The 23,083-nt window shown below is 38.4% G+C and carries 12 protein-coding genes, 1 pseudogene and 1 riboswitch; of the genes and pseudogenes, 5 read left to right on the plus strand and 8 right to left on the minus strand.

Annotated elements, in window-relative coordinates; translation table 11 throughout:
* Both BFL47_RS18380 and BFL47_RS18385 read left to right on the plus strand, forming a co-directional pair.
* Positions 1-2,063: esterase/lipase family protein (locus BFL47_RS18380; protein ID WP_139125874.1), on the plus strand; the 2,063-nt coding region annotated here is incomplete at its 5' end.
* A gap of 326 nt (positions 2,064-2,389) precedes the next feature.
* Positions 2,390-2,605: a hypothetical protein gene (locus tag BFL47_RS18385; protein WP_069661263.1), complete on the plus strand. Its 216-nt coding sequence runs from the start codon at positions 2,390-2,392 to the stop codon at positions 2,603-2,605.
* Between the two features lie 37 nt (positions 2,606-2,642).
* Here the strand turns inward: BFL47_RS18385 and BFL47_RS18390 are convergent.
* From BFL47_RS18390 to BFL47_RS18425, 8 genes and pseudogenes are all read right to left on the minus strand, one after another.
* Positions 2,643-4,094 (minus strand): annotated as a pseudogene (locus BFL47_RS18390) (IS1182 family transposase).
* Positions 4,095-4,242: 148 nt separating this feature from the next.
* Positions 4,243-5,022, minus strand: coding sequence for a non-homologous end joining protein Ku (gene ku / locus BFL47_RS18395; protein ID WP_069661264.1), 780 nt, complete (start codon positions 5,020-5,022; stop codon positions 4,243-4,245).
* Between the two features lie 9 nt (positions 5,023-5,031).
* Positions 5,032-5,505 (minus strand): PA2169 family four-helix-bundle protein, encoded by a 474-nt coding sequence (locus tag BFL47_RS18400; RefSeq protein ID WP_069661265.1) that lies wholly within the window; start codon positions 5,503-5,505, stop codon positions 5,032-5,034.
* A gap of 225 nt (positions 5,506-5,730) precedes the next feature.
* Entirely contained in the window at positions 5,731-6,450 is a 720-nt protein-coding gene (locus BFL47_RS18405; protein WP_069661266.1) for a menaquinone biosynthetic enzyme MqnA/MqnD family protein, read from the minus strand.
* The gene (locus BFL47_RS18410) at positions 6,437-7,063 is read right to left on the minus strand and encodes a histidine phosphatase family protein (protein ID WP_069661267.1); all 627 of its coding nucleotides are present in this window, start codon (positions 7,061-7,063) and stop codon (positions 6,437-6,439) included. The genes BFL47_RS18405 and BFL47_RS18410 overlap by 14 nt, the downstream gene beginning before the upstream one ends.
* Positions 7,056-8,285, minus strand: coding sequence for an aminofutalosine synthase MqnE (mqnE, locus tag BFL47_RS18415; protein ID WP_069661268.1), 1,230 nt, complete (start codon positions 8,283-8,285; stop codon positions 7,056-7,058). The genes BFL47_RS18410 and mqnE overlap by 8 nt, the downstream gene beginning before the upstream one ends.
* 398 nt (positions 8,286-8,683) lie before the next feature.
* On the minus strand, positions 8,684-9,706 hold the full coding sequence (locus BFL47_RS18420; RefSeq protein ID WP_069661269.1) for a PorP/SprF family type IX secretion system membrane protein: 1,023 nt from the start codon (positions 9,704-9,706) through the stop codon (positions 8,684-8,686).
* A gap of 3 nt (positions 9,707-9,709) precedes the next feature.
* Positions 9,710-18,061: a PKD domain-containing protein gene (locus tag BFL47_RS18425; protein ID WP_069661270.1), complete on the minus strand. Its 8,352-nt coding sequence runs from the start codon at positions 18,059-18,061 to the stop codon at positions 9,710-9,712.
* A 665-nt stretch (positions 18,062-18,726) separates the two neighbouring features.
* A riboswitch (SAM riboswitch) is annotated at positions 18,727-18,837 on the plus strand.
* A 229-nt stretch (positions 18,838-19,066) separates the two neighbouring features.
* Here BFL47_RS18425 and BFL47_RS18430 point away from each other — a divergent pair.
* The 3 genes from BFL47_RS18430 (at position 19,067) to BFL47_RS18440 (ending at position 22,697) form a co-directional block, all read left to right on the plus strand.
* A complete protein-coding gene (locus tag BFL47_RS18430) occupies positions 19,067-20,374 on the plus strand; it encodes an O-acetylhomoserine aminocarboxypropyltransferase/cysteine synthase family protein (RefSeq protein WP_069661271.1) in 1,308 nt (435 codons plus the stop codon).
* A 65-nt stretch (positions 20,375-20,439) separates the two neighbouring features.
* On the plus strand, positions 20,440-21,501 hold the full coding sequence (locus BFL47_RS18435) for a homoserine O-acetyltransferase family protein (RefSeq protein WP_069661272.1): 1,062 nt from the start codon (positions 20,440-20,442) through the stop codon (positions 21,499-21,501).
* Entirely contained in the window at positions 21,501-22,697 is a 1,197-nt protein-coding gene (locus BFL47_RS18440; RefSeq protein WP_069661273.1) for a homoserine dehydrogenase, read from the plus strand. The genes BFL47_RS18435 and BFL47_RS18440 overlap by 1 nt, the downstream gene beginning before the upstream one ends.
* The last annotated feature ends 386 nt before the right edge of the window (positions 22,698-23,083 follow it).

The following is a 23,083-nucleotide window of genomic DNA, read 5'->3' on the forward strand; positions in this document are numbered from 1 at the left end:
GATACGATAATGACAAGTCAAGAACAGTCGCTAAAATATATGATCAAAATATTAACGAACAAATTAGAGTTGACGGGGTGGATGTTAGATTAGGCGATCAACTAAGAAGAGATGGCTATGACATTATCGTTTACGATTATAAAGATGGTTCAGATCTTATTGAAAAAAATGCATTAGCGGTTGTTAAACTACTGGAAACACTTAATACCACCTACAGTTCGACGCTGCAAAAGAAATTTGTTGTAATTGGACCAAGTATGGGAGCACTGGTAGCTCAATATGCCCTCGCCTATGCAGAAAAAACCAATAAAAATGTTAACACCAGACTATATATTTCCTTTGATGGGCCTCACCAGGGAGCTAACGGTGCCATTGGCCTACAACAATTACTTCAGTATATATCATCAAAAGGCTTAGGCAGCGTTGTATTTAAAAGTCTTAAGAATGGTGCACATAGAGGATCAGCCGCAAGACAGATGTTAGTGGCAAATGCTGGAGTATCTGGAGAATCGCCAACCCCTGATAACTACAGGAATATTTTTTTATCAAATTTAGCTAGTGTTGGCACTTATCCAAACGCTACCAACGACACAAACAAAATACGGAAAATTGCTATAATAAATGGAAGTAAAAACCTTACACCAAACACCCTACTGCAACCCAACGGTGAAATTCTTTTTATGCAGGTCAAGCGGTCGGGCTTACTAGGTTTAATTAACGGGAGGTTAGGTGATAGATTGAATATTAATATAACGGCCTCTCCTTCATTAGGCAGAAGTGCCACTTCGGATATCTGGTTATTTAAGCCATTAATAAATATAGCGCTATGGCAACCACCTCGTGTAATTAATTATGGACAGCCTGCCGTAAATAATTTTAGTTACGATACTGCTATTGGTAGTCGTTTTACTGACCCGGTAGATGATAAGACCGAAGGATGGATCGATATTACACAAAAATTACTTTATCTTTTCGCTGGGAACAAATCCAAATTCAGGCATAATATCAATGCAACGTTTATGCCCACGACAAGCGCAATTGATTTACAAGTACCCAACTTTACTTTGGCATATGATTTTAGCAATGAAAATATAGTATGCAATAAAAAAACCCCTTTTGATCGGGTATATGCCCCAAATGAAAACCAATCTCACGTTAAAGTTACTCCTGAGAATATAACTTGGTTTGAAAGTGAAATAAAATTTGGAGATCCAAACCTTGGCCCAGAGCTTCAACGTATTGCGCAACCAGATGGAGCCTATACAGTTTCTGGCCCCTCAACCTTTTGCGGGTCTGCAACCTATCAAGTTAATATTCAATCAGGGATGACCGTTAAATGGTCAGCAACAGGGAGCATAAGTATACCTGGTAATTCAACTTCATCCTCAGTTACAGTGAACTCTGTCAGCGGAGGGGCAGGAACCTTGCTTGCGACAATGACCTCTGCATGTGGTCAGAGCTCAGCAACAAAAAACATTAATGTAGGTATAGTGTATTCTGTGAACTATTCAGCATCGACTGGAGGGTATGGTACTATAACACCGGGGTCTTCTCCTAGTGTAACGAGAGGTCCAACAAATAGCAATTATTATTTAAGCGTTTTCACACAAGGAAATGGTTACACTTATGCCTGGTCTATCCAAGGCGGGTCTGGGTATAGTTATGTTAATTTAAATGGAGCTAATGCTGGATTTTATTTGTCTGGATCTAATGCTCAAATTGTTTTGAGTTTGACCGTAACAAACCCAGCATGCGGTAGCAGTAATGCATTTATTTTAATTTTTACTGCAGGATCACCAACAATGGCAAAGACCCAAAGCAGCTTTACAATCTTTCCCAATCCATCAAGTAATGAGATTACAATTTCCTTGAAAGATGATACTCAGACGGTCGTAGATCAAGATGCTGTAAAAATTGATAAACCATTTGAATATAAAATATATAATAAAACCGGGGTTATAGTAAAACAAGGGAAATCTCGTGATGGAAAAGATGTAAAAGTAGATGTCGGGAATATCCCAGATGACAATTATTTTTTACATGTAATTATAGATAAGGAATGATAAACCATTTGAATATAAAATCTATAATAAAACCGGGGTTATAGTAAAACAAGGGAAATCTCGTGATGGAAAAGATGTAAAAGTAAATGTCGGGAATATCCCAGATGACAATTATTTTTTACATGTAATTATAGATAAGGAGAAGATGATTCGTCAAATTATCATTAAACATTAATTGAAGAACAGATTCTAACTAAAATACATAAAATACATAGCACCCTTGATTTTCGTACTAGTCTTCCTTTTTTCCTGCAAAAAAACAAATTCAACGAGTAAAGTAGGATCGGACGAAGGTAAATGTTAAAAAGTCAACATAAGCAGCTAACATGAAGGCACTTGGATATTTTAGAGCTATATTGACACTTACTTCTATTCTTGGAATTAATTTTACTATAAAGGCACAGGAATCTGAGCAAGGTACTCAGAACATTTTACCATTTTTGCTAATTGCTCCGGATGCAAGGTCAGCCGGTATGGGTGAAACAGGAGTAGTCTCATCTTCAGACATTAACTCTATCCATTGGAACGCTGCAAAGTATTAACCTTCCAAATTGATTTTTTGGAATTAGGATCCTAAATCTAGAATTTGAGTATCCTTTTTAGATTTACTACGAATATAGCAAGTGCCCCTTGCATTTTCATGCTTTCCAGGCCATAGGAATCCGCCCTGTCATATCCATGAACATTCTTTAATTCACTATTTTTTGCCTCTATTTTATATCTGTGCCTCGACTTTTCCCTGAAGTATTCGCTCTGCTGAAACACCTCCTGTTCTATATGCTCATCTGTTCGTATAGAGACTGAATATGTTTTGCTTTTCGCTTCTGGTTTGTAGCATCCATCTCTTAGTGGGCACACTTTGCATTTTTCTACATCAAAATAATACGTCATGGTCTGGTTGCATCTGTGTATCTTTTTACCTTGCACTCTCTTATACATTGCCAGATGTCCCGCTGGAAAGACAAACATATCCGCATCCTTGTTGTAGTCAAACTTTTCCTCATCCTTTCTCGCACCGTAGGTGATTGCAGGATTTATCCTGGCTACTATCCTGATTTTATTGCCTTCCTGGTCTTTAAGCTTTAGGTTTTCCTTTCCAGCATAGGCCGCATCACCTATGATCGTATCTATCTTCATTCCGTGCAAGTGGGCCTGGTTCAATAGTTTTGGTAGTTCAGGACCATCACCTTTTTCACCCGAGGTAACAATAGCCGCTGCTATGATCCGTTCCTCTGTCATTGCCAAATGTGTCTTGTAACCAAAAAAACGGCTGTCTGCAGTCTTGTGACCAACCCTGGCATCCATATCTTTGGATATGGTATAGTTCCTCCTGGGTATCCTCAACCGTTTCCTTCAACAGGTTTAGTTTCTCCTTTACAGCAGGAATTTCGCTTAAAGTCGTATCAGACTCGATCCGCTTTTGCAGTTCCCTGCAATATTCTATCTCCTTCTGAATATCATTTGACTCGTTTTTATCCGGCATTTGATCCTTGAAATCATCATCCATCGAATATACTGCCTTACGTAGTAATTTTGAGCGTTGTCTGAGTACCTCAAGCGGTGAATAGGGGTTCGATCTGGAAAGCGAATGGGTCGCATCAACAATGATGGACCTGGATTTGATAATCCCTTTTTCTAATGCTATGGAAACGGTTTTCCCTATCAGTAAGTTCAATAAATCCATGTCTTTAAGCCTGAGTTTACGAAACTTAGTAAGCGAGCTGGGGTTGATCACATCCTCTTCGGGTGACATCTCCAAAAAATATTTAAAGGACATATCGTAGCGGGAACGATCTACAACATCAACATCCGAAATGGTAAATATGGTTTTCAAGAGCAGGTATTTGAACATACGTACTGGGCTCTCTGCAAGGCGCCCATTATTTGAGCAATATTTATCTAAAAGCTCAAATATATGAAGCTAAAATCTATCAGTTCATTGACCTTGCGAAGAAGGTTCTCTTTGGGAACGATCAGATCGTAGAGTTTGGAAAACTCACTATATTGGATTTTTTGTTGTTGAAGCAACATCTTAAGGCGGTTCTAATACACCTCTAAAATACAAAAAAAGGAGCAGAAAAACAATGCTTTCTACTCCTTTTTTCCCTTTTTTTAAGGGACTTTTTCAGTGCCCTCATAGTATCCCGGGCTTTTTTTATGCGTCTGTTTTATGGTTTAACTAGGCACCTTTTTTTCTTGAAGAACCATTTAAACTTTGGATGAGCTGATCATAAAGGTCGTCTCCCGTAGCTTCAATAGGTTTCATTTTTTTTATCGTTGCTCGTTTCCCTTTAGCTTTAGCTTCAATTATTTTAAGGAGCTCACTATGATATTCATCCCTATACTGCTCTATTTGAAATTTATCACTGTATTGGTTTATCAGAGCAAGACCCATGTCAAGTTCCTTTTTACTTATACTAATAGATTCAGGACTTAAAATATCTTCCACATCCCTAATTTCTTCAGCAAACCTGATCTTAGTTATGACGATAACTTCGTTCACCGGATGAATAATACAAAGATTCTCATTATTACGTAGGACAAATCTGCCTAAGCCAGCCTTGTTTGATTTCTGTAATGATTTTAAAAGTAGGGAATAAGCCTTAAGTCCTTGTTTTTCAGCTTGGGCATAATAGGAAGTTTCAAAATACATGGGATTAACTTCACTAAGCTCTACAAAATTTTCAATCTCGATAATCTTAGTCTTCTCGGGACTTGCATCTTCAAAATCCTTATCTTCAAGAATAATATATTCCTCATTATACTTATAGCCTTTAACTATCTTGTCAAAGGGGACTTCCTTATTCGTCTTTTCATTTACCCGTTGGAAGTGAATCTTTGAATGGTCCTTTGAATCCAGCATATCTAAATCAAGATTACTGGATTGAACCGCGGAGAATAACTTTATCGGGATGTTAACCAATCCAAATCCAATTGAGCCTTTCCATATAGATCTCATAATCAGCTATTATAAGGATGGATTTTTTTTGAATAGACTAAAATACCTTCTGTCCAACTCGGTATAATTTTCATTTATATACAATCTTTGTTCCATAAGGAAAGTTTTCAACTCAAAATCATTCAGAATATCACCCTGTAATGCATCATCATATGCATCAAGTGCTACCTGGTCCGCATTCCTACAGCTTTCAAGAATATTCTGATCAGTGTTTGCTGTTAATGAAGTTTTTAAACTCAACCATCCACGATGAAGCAATCCTACGGCATCATCATGGTCCAAATCTGCGTTACCACCGTAATGAGCAATTTTATCGCGCATTTGTTGCATTAAATACTCTCGGTCAACGGTATATTTTCCAAACAAATCCTTAAGTTCCGAAGATTCAGTATGATTTTTAGCCTCTATATAACCTTTATGACTTGCTTGCAGGATTTTATACAATCGATGTAGCTGTTTGTTATAATTTTCTGAGTAACTCATGATGTTTGTTTTATAAATAGACTTATAAAACGCACTATCATTAAAATAGTTTTAAAACAGGTTATAGCGATAGAATAGGAGATTTAGGAAATTCTATTTAACATAATACTAATTATGAAACAAGATATAATGAATCATACCACCTGTGAGCCAATTAGGTTTGAAATTATTACATCACTAGTTACCAATAAATAACTTATAAATTGCAATTTATTATGATACACATTATAGATTCTGTACTAATTCAAGATACTTATTAATAGCAGTACGTTTAGAATCAGTCAGATTAAAATCAAGTTTATGAAATAGATAATCATGCAAATCAAAATCAACCCGTTTTGGTAACGCTAATAAAACCTGGTCCCGACTATCTAAACCCAACTTAAGGGCTGCGTCAAACTCGGTGATAAAAGATTGATCTATTGGCTTATTCGAAGCCCAAACAGCAAAAGCGAAAGGCAATCCTGTAAAATTGAACCATTCTTCTCCTAGATCATAGGCAAAAGAATAATTCTGTTTTTTTCCAAAAGTACGATCTCCAATTTCTACAAATGCATCTGCTTCACCATTTAGAATATATTCTGGCTTTTGCTTCCAATAATTCTTAATTAGCACTTTAGCCAAATTATTTGAAGTACGTGACTGAGGGTCTAATCGAACGGTTTTTACCTCTTCAATTGGCTTATTGCTAAAAATAAAGACAGAATTTACAGCTCCAACGGAACCAATACAATAATTTCCCAATATTTGATAATTCGGAATGTTTAATAAGGCAGCTATAGGAATAAGACCTATATCTACCTGATTATTAATCAGTTTAAATGCACAATCTGAAGGAATGTCATATACTAAATCAATCTTATTTAGTATATCTGAATGCTCAATTCCGTATGCAAAAGGTTTGGTATTCGTATAGGAAACAGCTGAAACTTTAATCTTCTTCACGATGAGCTAAATGGTCTGTGTTATTGAAATCCAGGATGGAAAACTTAGCTCCATCGTATTCAAGTTTATATAAAGTACTATTGGTATGAGGGAATTCCTCCATGTCTGATAATGGTTTATCCAATAAAACACATAATAAAATACGCATTGCCCGGCCATGCATACATATCAAAATATTCTGTGCATCTTCTCCTTTTAAAATATCCTCAAATGCCTCAAGTTGCCGTACTTTTACTTCTTCCGGGCTTTCTCCATTTTCAAACTTAGCGGTTAAGTTACCTGCTGTCCAACTACCCAACATATCTATAAAAGCTGACCGAACAATTTCCGAACTCTCAACACCTTCGTAAATACCCCAACCTATTTCATCCAGACCAGATAACTGTGTCCATGGAATATTAGCTTCAATAAATTTTTCAACTGTTTGATGTGTTCTTTTTAAGGTAGAAGTATACACATGATCAAATGGAACTGATTTATAATACTGGTAAAATTCTTCAGCTTGTGATCTTCCCAGATTATTTAAATCTGAATCCATTCCTTTCCCTTGAACAACGCCTCTAAAATTCAGATCTGTTTGTCCATGACGAATAATATATATGATTTTATTCATTCTGTTTACGTTCAACCTCCATCGCATTGATTACTGGAAGTTTATAAAATTGAGGCTTTGGTTCCTCTTCAAATACAAAATCATTGTAGTCTGTCACTACATTATACAATGTGTCTCGTTCAATTGGATGCCGTCCAGCCTGTTTAATCAGATGTACCAGTTCCTTTGTAGACATAGCGGGATTTTGTTCTTCCGCACCTGCCATAGAATAAATTTTAGTGGTATCATCGAGTGTACCATCAATATCATCAACACCAAAGTTTAAAGATAGCTGAGCAGTATTGCGACTAATCATTGCCCAATAAGCCTTTATATGATCAAAATTATCCAGGTAGATCCGAGCTATCGCATAATTACGAAGATCTTCAATAACAGAAACCTCCTCAATATTAGACATTTGATTACCTTGATTACGGAATTTCAATGGAATAAAAGCCTGAAATCCTTTAGTTTTATCTTGTAGCTGACGAAGTTGCTCCATATGATCAACCCGATGCCAATATTTTTCGATGTGACCATAAAGGATAGTGGCGTTAGATCGTTGTCCCAATTTATGCCATTCTTCATGAATCTGGAGCCATTGTTCTGCAGTACACTTATCCTTACAGATGATTTCTCTGATTTCAGGATTAAAGATTTCAGCACCACCGCCAGGCATAGATTCCAATCCGGCTTCCTTCATTAAACGCATCCCGGTAGCATAATCCACCTTCGCCTTTTTGAAAATATAATGGTACTCTACAGGAGTTAGTGCTTTCACATGTAATTCAGGACGATGCGCCTTGATACTGCTGAATAATTCAGAATAGAACTTCATGTCATACTGAGGCAACACCCCTCCTACAATATGAACCTCTGTAACAGGCTCATTATCATATTTTTTAACCATATCGAGCATTTCATTCATGCTCAACTCCCACCCTTCTTCCTTCTGCTTTATTAGCCGGGAATACGAACAGAACTTACAATCATATACACACAGATTCGTTGGTTCTATATGGAAATTGCGGTTGAAATATGTTTTATGTCCATGAAGCTTTTCCCTTACAAAGTTTGATAAGACTCCCAGGTAGCCAAGTTCGGCTTTTTCGTAAAGGATAACTCCCTCATCAAAAGAAATTCGTTCTCCGGCTTCTACCTTTTCAGCTATCTTTCGAAGGTCAGGATCTAATGAAGAATCATTAACTATTAAGCTCAATACACTTTGACTTGTATCTGTCATGCACAAAAATACAATAAAGCCACAATTTAGTATATCATTTTGTTGTAACATTGAATAAGTAGCTGAAATGTTTTTTCGTAAGTGCTCTCAAAGAGTCCAAATTGGAAAAATATGCCCCAAAAGGTACATGGACAGGCAAAGCAACTGAATCAAAATCAGATTAGAAAAACATCAAAAACTGCCATTCGTGTATGTTCATATGCAGCAACACTAATTTTTTGTTGATTTGTAAATAGTTTATACCAATCATCTGATTTATAATTGAAGAACATGTGTAAAATAGAATCTTAATTATTTCTTGCAGGTATACAAAAAACAAGGTTCAAATGATTCATTTAGAGGCATTTCAGTTTTAACAACATAAGATTTAAATCAAAAAAAAACACCTAACACCTCTATCAATAAAAGTCATAACACCTGTTTCCAGTACTGCGGTGTCCCCTATCAATCTGCCCTCTTGATGGAAATGTGGTTTCATAACTTAATGCACCCTCTGTAGTACCCGCCGTGTTCCCATACTGAATCTTGGATATTGTAGCATCATGACTTACCCCTAACCTTACTTTATCATACATATCTTTACGTAGAAACACGTCGAAGATGAGCGAAACTACCACAGCATCACTCTGACCACCCGAATTACTCCTATACCATAAACCCACATTTGCAGCCTTATATTTATATTGAAAGCCAGCACTGACTGAACTTACCTTGGCCTGATTATAATATAAAATAGATGGTATCAATACAGGTCCATTCTCTTCATCATAAGGATCTAATGGGATCCTATAACTCGCATGTCCGTTAAGTCTTAAAGGCAAAGTTGATTTCGTACCTGTAAACGATTCATTTGGTTTATTGATATGCTGTGTTGAAGCACCCGTCATCAACTTTCCTACCACAAGATTAACACCTGTCCCAGCATCAAAAAAGTACTTATTATTTAATTCAGGATACGTCGCCCCTGATACAGAACCTGGAATAATACCAGTAAGCGGATCGATCTGATCACCGAATACAATCTTACTAAAGTCTATTTTGCGTTGTGTAAACCCACCTTGAAGACCAAAGGACAACACCGCATTATCAAAGTCTACACTATACGAATAGATTCCTGATATATTTAACTTTCTTAAATAAGCTGAACCTTCGTTCGAACTGGTAATCATCAACCCTATTCCACCATTTAAAAGTGGCACATTATAATCAGCTGAAAAAGTAAAATAATTTAAAGCCCCAGGAATTGAAGTCCACTGACTCCGATAAATCATATTCATCCTAAGATCGCCTTCAAATTGTCCATTTAATGCCGGATTAAGGTAATTAGGCGAATTATAAAATTGAGAGTATATATGATCTTGCGCGCTCAGCTGTAGCATAAACAAGCATGTACAGATCAAATGAGCTATTAATTTCTTCATCTTCTAACGTATTAAGTGTACAGAGCCTACCGTTCTTCTAGAGCCGGTTTCATACTTCATTCCTTTCCACTCACTGCCATCAATAAATATGGCCGAGATCTCCCATACATATACCCCTTGTGGAGCCAATTGTCCTGCCATTTGCCCATCCCATCCTTCTGTTGGAGTTCCATTGTCGTTCAGTTTATTACTTTGCCAGATCAGCTGTCCCCACTTATTAAATACTTTTATGTCGTATTTTGCGATACCCGAACCTTTAGGAATAAAGGTCTTCAGTTCATGTACAATGCTTCCCGGTTCAAACCCACTCGGCACATATAAATAGCCCTGTACACCATCTATTTGAACGTTCCTGATCAGAGTATCCATACAACCTTCAGCATTAGTGACAATAAGCATAACAGCATAAGCCCCTGTATTTACATATGTATGTATCGGATTTTCCTCAGTCGAGTACTGTTGATCTCCAAATGACCATTGCCATTTAACTGGGTTTCCTGTACTTGCATTTTTGAACGTAAAGGTGTAATCCGGAATCTTGATCACGCTATCAGGTAATACTGAAAAGTTTGCTACCGGAGGAGCTGTGACCGTTATGTAGTTTGTTAAAACAGTCGTATCTGCACAGCCAAACTCACCATAAGCTATCAGTTTGATGGTAAATGGAGACTTGAGATAACTAAATTTATGGGTAGGATTTTTGCCTGTAGAAAAGCTCCCATCCCCAAAATCCCATAAATAAGTACTGGCATTAACTGAGATATTCTGAAAAACGATATCTGTTTGCGTACATCCCTTTGTGATATTAGAAGTAAAAGCAGCCTCAGGGACTCCAGCTATGCGAATAGTCCGGATTAATGTATCTGTACAAAAATCACTCAAGGCAACTAACCGCAGAAAATAAACACCCGGCCGTCCATAAACATGTGAAGGGGCTGATTCCGTAGAAACTGCAGTGTTGTCACCAAAATCCCATTTGTATTTGGTAGCACGGATACTTTTATTACTGATCTTTAAATCCAGCTTCCCATTACAACTTACACTATCTGCCAAGGTAAATAATGCTTCGGGCCGCGGATATGTAAGAATGGTCTTTTCGATACTACTTGCAGCACAACCATAAATATTGGTACTAACCAGCTTTAAGGTGTACGACCTATCAGGTTCAGATAAAACAATCCCTACAGGAGTTGCCTCATTGGAAACCAACACACCATTCAGATACCAGGCATACTGATCTGCATACTGCGACTTATTCTGTATCTCCAAATGAAAAGGTGCACAAGCAATGCTTGCGGAAGTAAGAAAATCAGCCTTTGGTAATGGATTAAACTGAATCGTATGCTTTACCGTATCAGGACAACCCAATATACTTTTTGCAACTAGTTTTACTTCAAATTTGTAAGGCATTACCGCCGCTGCAGGTACATTAAACGAATAAGTAAAATTCTTCAATGAAGAAAAAAAGCTATTATTGACCAACCACCTGTAGACTACCGCATCAGATCCACCATAAGTAGACTGATTGGTAAAACTAACCGTTGCAGTCGTCCCACAAAACATGGTATCGCGAGTAGTAAACGCAGCCTGCGGAGTTTCTGTAATCCTAATTGTTTTAATAACTGAATCAATACATCCGGCAGAATTATAGGCAATCTCTTTTACCTGATACAACCCTGCTTTAGTAAATATATGCTCCGCAGTATTACCTGATGAAATATTATCACCACTTCCCCCATCACCAAAATTCCATTCAATATTAACGGCATCTTCGGGAGTACTGCTTACAATCAATTTAAAGGGCGCACAATTCACTGATGTTGAATTGCTGGTAAACAAGGCAACAGGTAAAGGCAATACACTAATAACCTGCGTTGTAGTACTCGGGCATTTTGTACCATCAGCATGAGACTGCAAAACAGTCAGCGTCACTTTATATTGTCCGGCACGTGCAAAGGCATGTTTAGGATTCGCTTCATTACTGATTGAGCCATCATCAAAATTCCAGGTATAAATATCTGAAGCGCCGTTTTTACTAAAAAAAGATACCGTATCCTTCAAACAATACTGAGTTCCTGAAACTGTAAATGTCGCGTCAGGAAGTGCATAAACCGTTATCGTTTCCGTAGTGGTACCCGAAGAACATCCATTCGATGCCCGCAAACTCACTACATAAGTACCTGGATTTACAAAAGTATGGCTTACAGATTCAGGTGCACTAGAGGTGTTTATTATTGATCCATCTTTAAAATCCCATAAAAAATCGTTGGCTCCTAACGAATTGTTGTCAAACCGAACCGTGTAAGGTGCACAACCCGATTTTTTATTCCCATCTACCACAAGTTCAGCGGTTACGGTATTAGAATAGATCACTATTGGGTAGCTGTAGGTATTTTTGCCACATTCATTCTCTGCCGTCAGCGTTACCATCACCGTATCCGTTTTAGAAGAATAAAAAGTATGGCTTACAGCTGAATTATCGTGTGTAACCGTATCCTGACCATCGCCAAAATCAAAGGTATACGTATTGCCACCACCGGTAGATTGGTTACTAAAACTAATCACCATTGGCGAACATCCTGTAGTCGCACCCGGTGAAAATGTTGCTTTTGGCATCGACCTAACCAACACAGTATCCTTAAACACAGTACTTTGGCAATCTGTCGATGCCGTTAAAGTAATCACGTAAGTTGTATCCCGACGTAATGGATGAGGCTGAAAGATAATTACACCCGGTTTTTCCACTTTGGAGGTCTGGCCGTTTCCAAAATCCCAAACATAATTTGCTCCAGCCAAAGGACTGGATGTATTCATAAAATTAACAGAAAGCGGTCCGCAACCCTTAACCTTATCTTTCGTGAAAGCTGCTGTTACACTCTTAATGGTATAAAATTCCAGTATCATACTATCCATACTGCAACCAAATTTACTCGTGGTAATCAATTTCAAAAGCACATGTTCGCCATCATTAGCAATAGTATAACCCGGAAAGTCCTTACCCGAACCAATACTAATTCCATTTGCAAACCACTCATACGAAGCATTCCGGTCATCATAAGGAACCAGTACTATAACCTGTTTCAAATCAAAGGGAGCACATGATTTCAAGACACTTGCCTTAAACTCTGCTTTAGCCAGTGGATTAATAGTGACCTTAATTACATTGCTGATGCTTTTTTGATCACCATTGCAAAGTAAAGTAGTAACTACCCTTCGGTACCAGGTGCTTTCGGATAAAACAAGAGGTTGTAAATCACTTAGAGTTCCATCTGTTTGAACATCAGTCCAAGTCATAAGGTCTATACTCTTTTGCCATTGGTAACTATAAGTACCATCACCACCTACTGGTGCAGTCCCTGTTATTTTTGCAGTTGGATTACCCAGGCATACGGCTTGATCAGTTAAAATTACATTGTTGGACAAAGGATCCTGAACGGTAACCAAAACAACATTACTGGTAAACGAACAAGGTCCGGATTGAACCACCCTCCTGATATAAGTAGATGTGGTAAACACCGCTTTATAATCAGGAAGTTTTTCAGAACCTGACACCGTCCAGCCGATATTATCCAAACTAGTCTCCCATTGATAAGTATAAATACCATTCCCACCTGCTGGTAACTGCCCACTAGCCGATACTCCCTGACCCGAACAAATCGTTACATTTCCCCCAAGCTGATTAACAAGCGCAGGATAATTATTAACGACTATACGATCGACACTTGGATCGCAAATTCCATTACTAATCGTCCAGGCAAATTCATATGTTCCAGGAGTCAATCCGCTAACTTGAGTTACCGCTTGAGCAGGATTTTCAATAACCCCTCCCACACCGCTCACTTTAGTCCAGGCACCTGTACCATTTACCGCAATATTTCCCTCCAAATTAATTGAAACTAAATTACAGCTAAACTGATCTTCACCAGCCTCGGCAACAGTCACATTTGGCAATACTTCAACAAGAATAGAAGATGAAAATACTTCAGGACAAGACCCATTTTTAACAACCGCCCTAAACCAAGTATTCTCATTCAAACCAGAAAAAACAAAGGAACCACCTACACCTGCTAATGAAGTCCAGCTTACCTGATTATCCACTGAGCTTTCCCATCTTAAAATAATACCCAATTGCCCATTTAATAGTATAGTACCCGAATTGCTTCCAATACAAACCTGAGTGGCATTACTACTAGTAGTACCTCCTTGTGCAAGTTTATCCACCTTAATTTCGACTACAGGGGTATATATAAAAACCCCACAACCGTCTGCTTGTGTTATTTTTACCCTATATGTTGTCGTTTCCAATAAATTGCCTGGTTGATATGTAGAGCTAACTGCCCCCTGAATATCAGCAAAGGCAGCAGATCCAACAGCAGACTGCCATTGAAGTAAATCTGCTGTCGAATAATTTATAAGGCTCAACTCTCCCGCTGGATCCCCAAGGCATAAGGAAACATTGCCCCCAGATATAGTACCTGCCACAGGATAAGCAGTCACTTTAATGGAAACCAAAGCGCTGTTCCGATAACATGAAGTATCTAAACCAGTTGCATCACTGTTGATTACCCACTGAAACACATAAGTGCCTGCAGTTAATCCATTCACAACCGGACCAGGAAGAGCAGGATTACTGATTACCGCACCTGTTGGTCCTGATACCTGAGACCATAACCCCTTTTCTCCATTACCTAAATCAGGCGTATTCCCTGTTAAAGTCACTTTATTATTTGAATTATCCCCAAGAATACAAATTGCACGTCCCGCTCCTGCTACTGCAACAGTAACCAGCTTCCTGACCGTAATTTTTACCACATCGGTCTGATCGGAACATGATGCAATTCCACCAATGGACCATTGCAAATTATAAATCTTTCCAGCCACCAAACCACTTACCTTGGTATTAAATTGATTCACATTAGCAAAAACCAACACACTTCCAGGTGCTAAGTCTGTCCATGTACCTACAAAATTCCCTCTTGGATTATTACCCTGTAAAATAAACTCAGTAACCGCACATAGTATCTGATCCTCTCCAGCTACAGCTAAGGGTGTTACCGTATTAATCGTGATCGTTACAATACTGTTGTCACCTGAAAACTCACAGCTTCCCCAGCTTTTCACTTTCCTCCTATAAGAAGTATTCTCTTTAGGATTCACTGTAATTTCTGCTGTAGTACCATTTGGTACAGCATTCCATGAAGCACCATTATCCAAAGAAAATTCCCATACATAACTATAATTAGCAGCAACAAAACCAGGGACATCACCACCACTAATCAAGTCGGTGCTCAACTTTACATCCTCATTTTCACACGATAAAGTCCTGTCCGCTTTGATAGTACTGCTTATTGGCGATAAAACAGCTACCGTTGCTGTAGATACACTAGGTTGACACACCCCATTAGAGATCGTCCAGGTAAACTTATATTGCTTACCGCTGACGAAGCCGGTTGAAGTAGAATTATATTGAGTAGGGTCATTAATAGTAATTAAACCTGAGGCCTCAGTCCACATGCCAGTACCTATAACAGGGTTATTCCCTCGCAAAGTATAACCCGAATTATCCAAACAAAGGGTATCACCCAATGCCTTTGAAACTGTAGGTTTAGGAAGAATAGTAATTATAGTAGCCGAAGAGTTAGAAAAAGAACATTGCCCACTTTTAACTACCGCCCGATAGTGTGTAGTTGCAGTAAGATTAGCCGGTGTAACATACGGATTTAAACCAGCGCTTGACGAAATAGGACTCCATGTTAAACCTACATTCGTTGATTTTTCCCAACCCGTTATCTGACCTGTAAAACCAGTAAGCAAAATAGCAGTTGTAGTCGAAGTGTTGATACAAAATGTCTTTTCACCCGATGTTGCACCTCCAACAGATACAGGATCAGGAATTACCTTTACCGTAGAGGAATACACAAGGTTTGTACAGCCCGTACCTGAACTTCCTACCTTAACCCTGAAATAAGTCACATTTTGCAGATTAGGATACGTATAGGTACTGGTTAAATTATTTATAATACTCCAGTTCAAATTATCAATAGAATATTCCCACTGCACTATATTTCCGACAGATCCCGCCAATGATAAAGCCACATTTGAACCAATACAAACATTGGAGCGACCGCTAAGCACCCCACCCATAGGCTTAGCATAAACCGCTAAGCTCATTTGATCAGACAATGTACAACCAGCAGGATTACTGATCGTCCACTTTAACTGATAAACACCAGGCTTCAAATTCGAAATTACCGCATCAGCCTTTGTCGCATCATTAAAACTTGCACCTGTATTAGCACCTGTAATAGTCCAAAGCCCCTTTTCAAAAGCCTTAAGTACATTACCTTTAAGCTGATAAGTGGTATTTGTTAAACCCGGCTCATTGTCGCATACCACATCATCCAACCCTGAATTTACCACAATCGGACCATAAATAGTGATTAGTTGCTCATCAGATACTACAGAATTGCAGACGTTTTCATAAGTAAGTTTAACCCGGTATTCCCCTGGCTCATTAAATTTAATAATTGGAAATTTAGAAGAAATCGATGAACCACCTATAAAACTATACGACCCTGCACTTGTAACTTCCCATTTATAAGTCTTATTACTACCAAATCCCGCATACACAGGTTTATGTTTGGCGTCACTCGAAAAGTCTATCGTATAAGTAAGGACATCACAATAGCTTTGATCTACAGGTAAAGCAACAGTTAAAGGACCACCTACTGTAAATGGCTTTTCCAAAATGATGTTACCGCATGCACTAATAATATTTAAACGCAGGATATAGTCACCTGGAACAGTTACATTTATCTTAGGTGACCGATCGGTAGCAGGAGTTATAAAAGTTACCCCCTGAGTTACTACTGCCTTGGTCGCGGCAGACGCTACCTCCCACAAATAATCTATTTTGCACATACCAACTTCCGAAGTCAAGTTGGTAACCACTAAATCAACAGGAGTACATGTCACTGACTGAGTAAATGTAAAATCAGGAACCGGTGTTGCTTCAATGCAGATATCTTTAATAATGGCAGGAGAAGTACAGTAATTACTAGCCACCAATTTTATATTCCAGGTTCCTGCAGTTGGAAATACATAACTAAAGTTTGTACCCGTTCCCCCAAGCTTCCATGAAGCATCAGTATTTGGATCAGTACTTTTTTTATAATACCATTTATAACTGGATGTTTCCGAACAAGTGGTTCCTGAGTTACCTTCCGATTGTCCGGGTTTAGTTTTGTTGGTAAATGTAACAGGTTTACCCATACAACCAGCTCCCGACGGAAATTCAAAATCAGCTTTCGGAGCCAAAAATACTTTTGCAAAAGTGGTTATTGGAAAGCTTGCCTCGGTATAAAATGCCGGATCGATCAGGATATTCACTTGATAGGCATTATGTATAGGAGCCGAATTATTGATAGGAATGTCTGGTCTGCCACAGGAAGGCTCACTATAAGCGTGCCGCACTACTCCATTCTGGTTAACCAGATCGTTATGACTGATATATTCCGTTTGTGCATCTCCCCAATCAAAACGATATATCAAACCCGGATAATTACTCGAAATCCCATCTGTACCTTTACCAACTGTATAAGTTACATTGTCACTCAACCCATTATAGATACAAACAATCTGAGCACCAACAGATTGCAAACTAAGATTAGCAGTAGAATTTAACACGACAAAGCTTTTTGTAGAATAAATCCCATTTTGGATAGAAGTGAACCGTGCAGTATAATAGGCCTTATCTAATGTAACCTCCTGAAAATTAACTGTAGAAAAGTCAATTACTAATGGAGTTCCCCCAGTGTAATCATTGATCAGGATCCCCGATACCACTGAATTGCTATTTGAATTATTCGTGATGGCAATTTTATTGCCGACTTCAACTTGTGAGGGATTATACCCCCATATTTTATCTTCTACTAATGTTCGGTTTAATTCGGGTTCAACTAGAATGGTTGGTCCAGGTGTCGCACTTATAATGATGCTTGAAGGAGAGATAATCGATATATCATTAAATGGATCAATAGCCCTTACTTTTAATTTATAACCTGTACCCGCCGGTGTACCCACTGGAATAACCCCATTTACAAAAGTTGTAAAATGGCTGTTAAATGTACCTATAGGCACCGAACTAACAAACGAACCAGTGTTATCCGACAGATATAACTCAAATTTGCAACCCTTTTTAAAACTCCCTGTCAACGTTATCGGCACAGTAATATCACTGCCTCCGCCATAAGGTCCTTGAAAAATATTTCCAAAACCAATACTTGGTGTTTGGCTAAAGCCTAGATTACTAAGAAAAATAAGAAAGATAAATAATATTAGAAGATTTTTATTCATTATGATTGCTCCTGATTGTTCTGAAACCCTTCTTATATTATGGAAATAGGGAATTGCCTTTGAATAATTCTTGCTACTATTTGAACATGTATGAATCTAAAAATGTACCTCCTGTATCGTATGTCTGATTAGTTTTCCACAAAGGGAAAAATCTAAATTCACCTTCTTCTTATTTTATTATGGAGCACGGTTTTTTAATTAAAATAATTAATGTGGATTTTTGAAATTTTTATTTACTCTCTTTCTAATTGTGAGTGTATGAGTATGCTTAAATTATACGGTATTGTATTCCCCAATGGTCACTATGTTTAACCGTGACTCTTTTTTAGGTTGTTTTTACGCTTTTGAGTAGGAAAAGTTGTGCCTATTTTAAGCCCTTTTTCAACTCAGTTTACCTTTAAAAAAATAAAATTCAAAATTGATAACTACCAATAGAAGCATATTTTACATTTTCCAGCCCTATCCTGCTTCTCACTACTACATATAAAACAGCAATAACCGTACTAGAATATAAAAACAAGTTTTTCCTTTAACGCTGCAAAAGCACCACATGAGCATGATACCTACACATTATTTTAAAAAACATTTGGTATTATTAAAATTCAATTTATATTTGAACTTAATTGATAGTAATATCAATCTGTCAAATACCTCAAAAAGGTTTTGATTTATAAAGAAGCGGTGAGAGATCAGGCTCAACGACCCGCTGACAACCTTCCAGTTGTGGAAAAGGTGCCAACTCCTGTTTCAGCCATTTGGCTGGAAACATATAAATTAATATACCATGAACAAAGAAAGATTTCAGCGATGCCTTTGCACGGGCACAAACATCTCCCACCATTTTAAGAATGGCTTAGTTAACAAAGTCCTTATGACTAGTTCCTGCTGTTGTTGTTGCTAATTACTGATTAAAATTCCATTGATCCATTCTTAACAATACAGACGCATTACGTCCTGACAATAAAACACTTACGTCATTATTCACATTTTAAATAAACCTCAGCAATGTCATTAGATAACTTAAAATTCGAAACACTACAGGTACATGCCGGACAAGAAGTTGATCCTACAACAGGTTCAAGAGCTGTCCCTTTATATCAAACATCCTCTTATGTTTTTAAAAACTCTGAGCATGGAGCAAATCTATTTGCGTTAAAGGAATTCGGAAACATCTATACCCGGATCATGAATCCGACTACCGATGTCTTTGAAAAGCGTATCGCCGCATTAGAAGGAGGAGTTGCTGCTTTAGCTGTTGCATCCGGACTAGCCTCTCAATTCATTGCATTAAACAATATTTTAGAGGCCGGCGATAATTTTGTATCCTCATCTTTCCTTTACGGAGGAACATTCAATCAATTTAAAGTTGCTTTTAAACGATTAGGCATCGAAGCACGATTTGCAAAAGGCGATGACGTGCAAAGCTTTGAGCCTTTAATCGACGAAAACACCAAAGCCATCTATTTAGAAACGATAGGCAATCCAAGTTTCAGCGTGCCTGATTTCGAAAAATTTGCTCAATTGGCTCAAAAATATGATCTGCCTATTATAGTAGATAATACGTTTGCTGCCGGAGGATATCTGTTCCGACCTTTAGAGCATGGAGCGCATATCGTAGTTGAATCTGCTACCAAATGGATTGGCGGACACGGTACCAGTATCGGTGGTGTCATTGTTGATGGCGGAACATACAACTGGGGAAATGGTAAATATAAAGCTTTTACAGAGCCTTCCGAAGGGTATCATGGCCTTGTATTTAACGATGTATTTGGAATAGGTAGTTCCTTTGGAAATATCCAGTTTATTATCAGAGCGCGCGTAGAAGGTTTAAGGGATTTCGGATCTGCCATCTCTCCCTTCAACTCTTTCTTATTTATTCAGGGGCTGGAAACTCTTTCTCTTCGCGTTCAGCGCCATGTAGATAATGCCTTAGAACTTGCTAAATGGCTGGAACAACATCCACGTGTGAAGAGCGTGAACTACCCGGGACTTGAAAGCAGTGTTACTCATGAAAACGCAAAAAAATACTTACAGAATGGCTTTGGGGGTATGCTTTCTTTTGAACTAAAAGGCGACAAACAAAATGCAATCACTTTCGTAGATAGTCTTAAACTTACTAGTCACCTTGCCAACGTGGGTGATGCCAAAACACTAATTATTCAGCCATCAGCCACTACCCATCAGCAACTGAGTGCTATGGATCAACTTGCCGCGGGGGTTAAACCGGCAGAGTTGCGCGTATCCGTAGGTATAGAACACATTGACGATATTAAAGCCGATTTCGAACAGGCTTTCGCTCAAATAAAGGAGTAGAAAAACTCTATTTTACACATCTAACGTCTCAGTCTGGCAACAGACTGAGACCTGTTACTACTTGAATGAATATTAAAAAATACATCTGCAAAGACGCTTTTAAGCTAGAAGAAGGATCTGTATTACCAGAACTGGAAATTGCTTATCAAACATTTGGTACGCTCAATGAGAAGAAAGATAACGTGATATGGGTATGCCATGCATTAACAGCCAATGCTGATGTCTTTGATTGGTGGAAAGGCCTGTTTGGCGAAAACGACCTTTTTAACCCTCAGGAGTATTTTATTGTTTGTGCCAATATTCTGGGTTCCCATTATGGAACTACCCATCCCTTGTCTGTCAATCCAGCTACTGCCGAACCCTGGTATTTAACCTTCCCTCACTTTAATATCAGAGATATGGTTGGGGTACAAAAGATCCTTGCCGATCATCTGGAAATTTCAGAAATAAACATTTTGATTGGAGGATCCCTGGGCGGACAGCAATCTATGGAATGGTCAATCATAGAACCCGGGCGGATAAAAAGATTGATCCTGTTGGCCACCAATGCGGTCCATTCTCCATGGGGAATAGCCTTCAATGAAAGTCAGCGCATGGCTATCCGTGCCGATCAAACTTTCTATAGCAATACGCCCGAGGGAGGTAAAGATGGACTGAAGGCGGCACGCAGTATTGCTCTGCTTTCGTATCGACATTATGAAACTTATGCCATCTCTCAACAGGAAGTAATACGTAATAAGACAGACGATTTCAAAGCCTCTTCTTACCAGAATTACCAGGGCGACAAACTTATAAATCGTTTTGACGCTTACAGTTACTGGTATCTTACTAAAGCGATGGATAGTCACAATGTCTTTCGGAATCGCGAGCATCAGGAAAACCCACTTACCACCATCAAAGCACAAACACTAGTAATCGGTATTACTACAGACCTGCTGTTCCCTCCTTCGGAACAACGTTTTTTAGCCGATCATATTCCGGGGGCTCAGTTCCTCGAAATTAATTCTTTCTACGGACACGACGGATTCCTTGTCGAAACCGAAACACTTACAAAAGAAATTGGCGCCTTTATAAATCCGCTTAGAAACGATGCAAAGGTGAACCAATATATAAAACTACATGATTAATGAGTACTAAACTAACGATTGGATTATTTGGATTTGGAGTTGTAGGTCAGGGATTAAATGATATCATCCGGACAAAGGACTTAAATCTGGAGATCAAAAAAATTGCAATTAAGAATCCTGAAAAGAAACGTACGCTTCCAGAGGTATTGTTTACAACAGATAGTTCGATTATCCTGAACGATCCGGAAATCAATACAATTGTTGAACTGATCAATGATGCCGATGCGGCCTATTACATCGTCAAAACAGCCCTTCAAAATGGTAAAAATGTAGTTTCTGCGAATAAAAAAATGATTGCGGAACATCTCGAAGAGCTACTTCACCTGCAAGAACAATATGGCACCTCCCTTTTGTACGAAGGTGCAGTTTGTGGCAGTATTCCCATTATCCGTAATCTGGAAGAATATTATGACAATGAGTTACTTTATTCCATAAGGGGTATTTTTAATGGCTCCTCCAACTATATTCTTTCTAAAACTTTCAATGATAATTTAGATTATCCTACTGCACTGAAACAAGCGCAGGATCTGGGTTTTGCCGAATCAGACCCCATCCTTGATGTGGGAGGATTTGACGCCAAGTCTAAGTTAGTGATTGCTGTATCTCATGCCTACGGTGTGTTGACCAACCCGGATGATGTGTTTAATATGGGGATTCAAAATATTTCTCCAAAAGATATCCAATACGCAAAAGAGAAAAACTTTAAAATCAAACTCGTTCCTACAGCACTTGAATTTGGCGAAAGACAGGTGGTTTTATATGTGATTCCTAGAATGATTAAACCGGATGACTTCCTTTTCAATGTAGAAAATGAATATAATGGAGTAATTGTGCAGGCAGCGTTTGCTGATCAACAATTCTTTTTTGGCAAAGGAGCAGGTGGACATCCAACAGGTTCTGCTGTTTTATCTGATATTGCAGCATTGCGATACGACTACAAATACGAATATAAAAAATACAGGTCTAACAATGCCTATGTTCAGTCAAATGACTACCTGTTAACTGTTTACCTGCGTTATACAGATGATAGCATCCTAACTAAGCTTAATATCAAAGAGGTTACAGAGCGCTTTTATTCTCCCGATTTTAGTTATGTGATTGGTAAGGTAACTTTGAAGAATTTAATGACTCATGCTGCGGAACTAGACAATGCTGATACTTTTGTAGCCGAAATAGGCTCTGGAAGTCAAAAATAAGTTTGCCGTTAGAGGCACTATTTGCGAGAAACTCTACTGAATGTATAGTTTAATCCAGACAGGAAGTTGAAGAAATAAAAAGGGGATGTCTCAATAACATGAGAATAGCCCCTTTTTATTTGAGTAATGTAGGTAAGTGTAGATGAACATTTTCATTTAGTAGCAACCTGCATTATAAAAACCAGACACCTGCTCTATACCAGCTGTATAAAAGGTAGGATGCTGCAACTTATGTTGCTCGCCCTTTGCAGCTTTGTTGTCCCTTGGTGCACCGTACGAAGAGGGTCCTGAGACGAACAAGCAAGGCTGAACGAATGAAGAAGCAAGGGACAATGAACAAAACAACACTATACAGGTTGTCTCGTCCTAATATAGCTATACACTTA

Origin of the sequence: Arcticibacter eurypsychrophilus (genome assembly GCF_001730525.1) — a bacterium.
GTDB lineage: Bacteria > Bacteroidota > Bacteroidia > Sphingobacteriales > Sphingobacteriaceae > Arcticibacter > Arcticibacter eurypsychrophilus.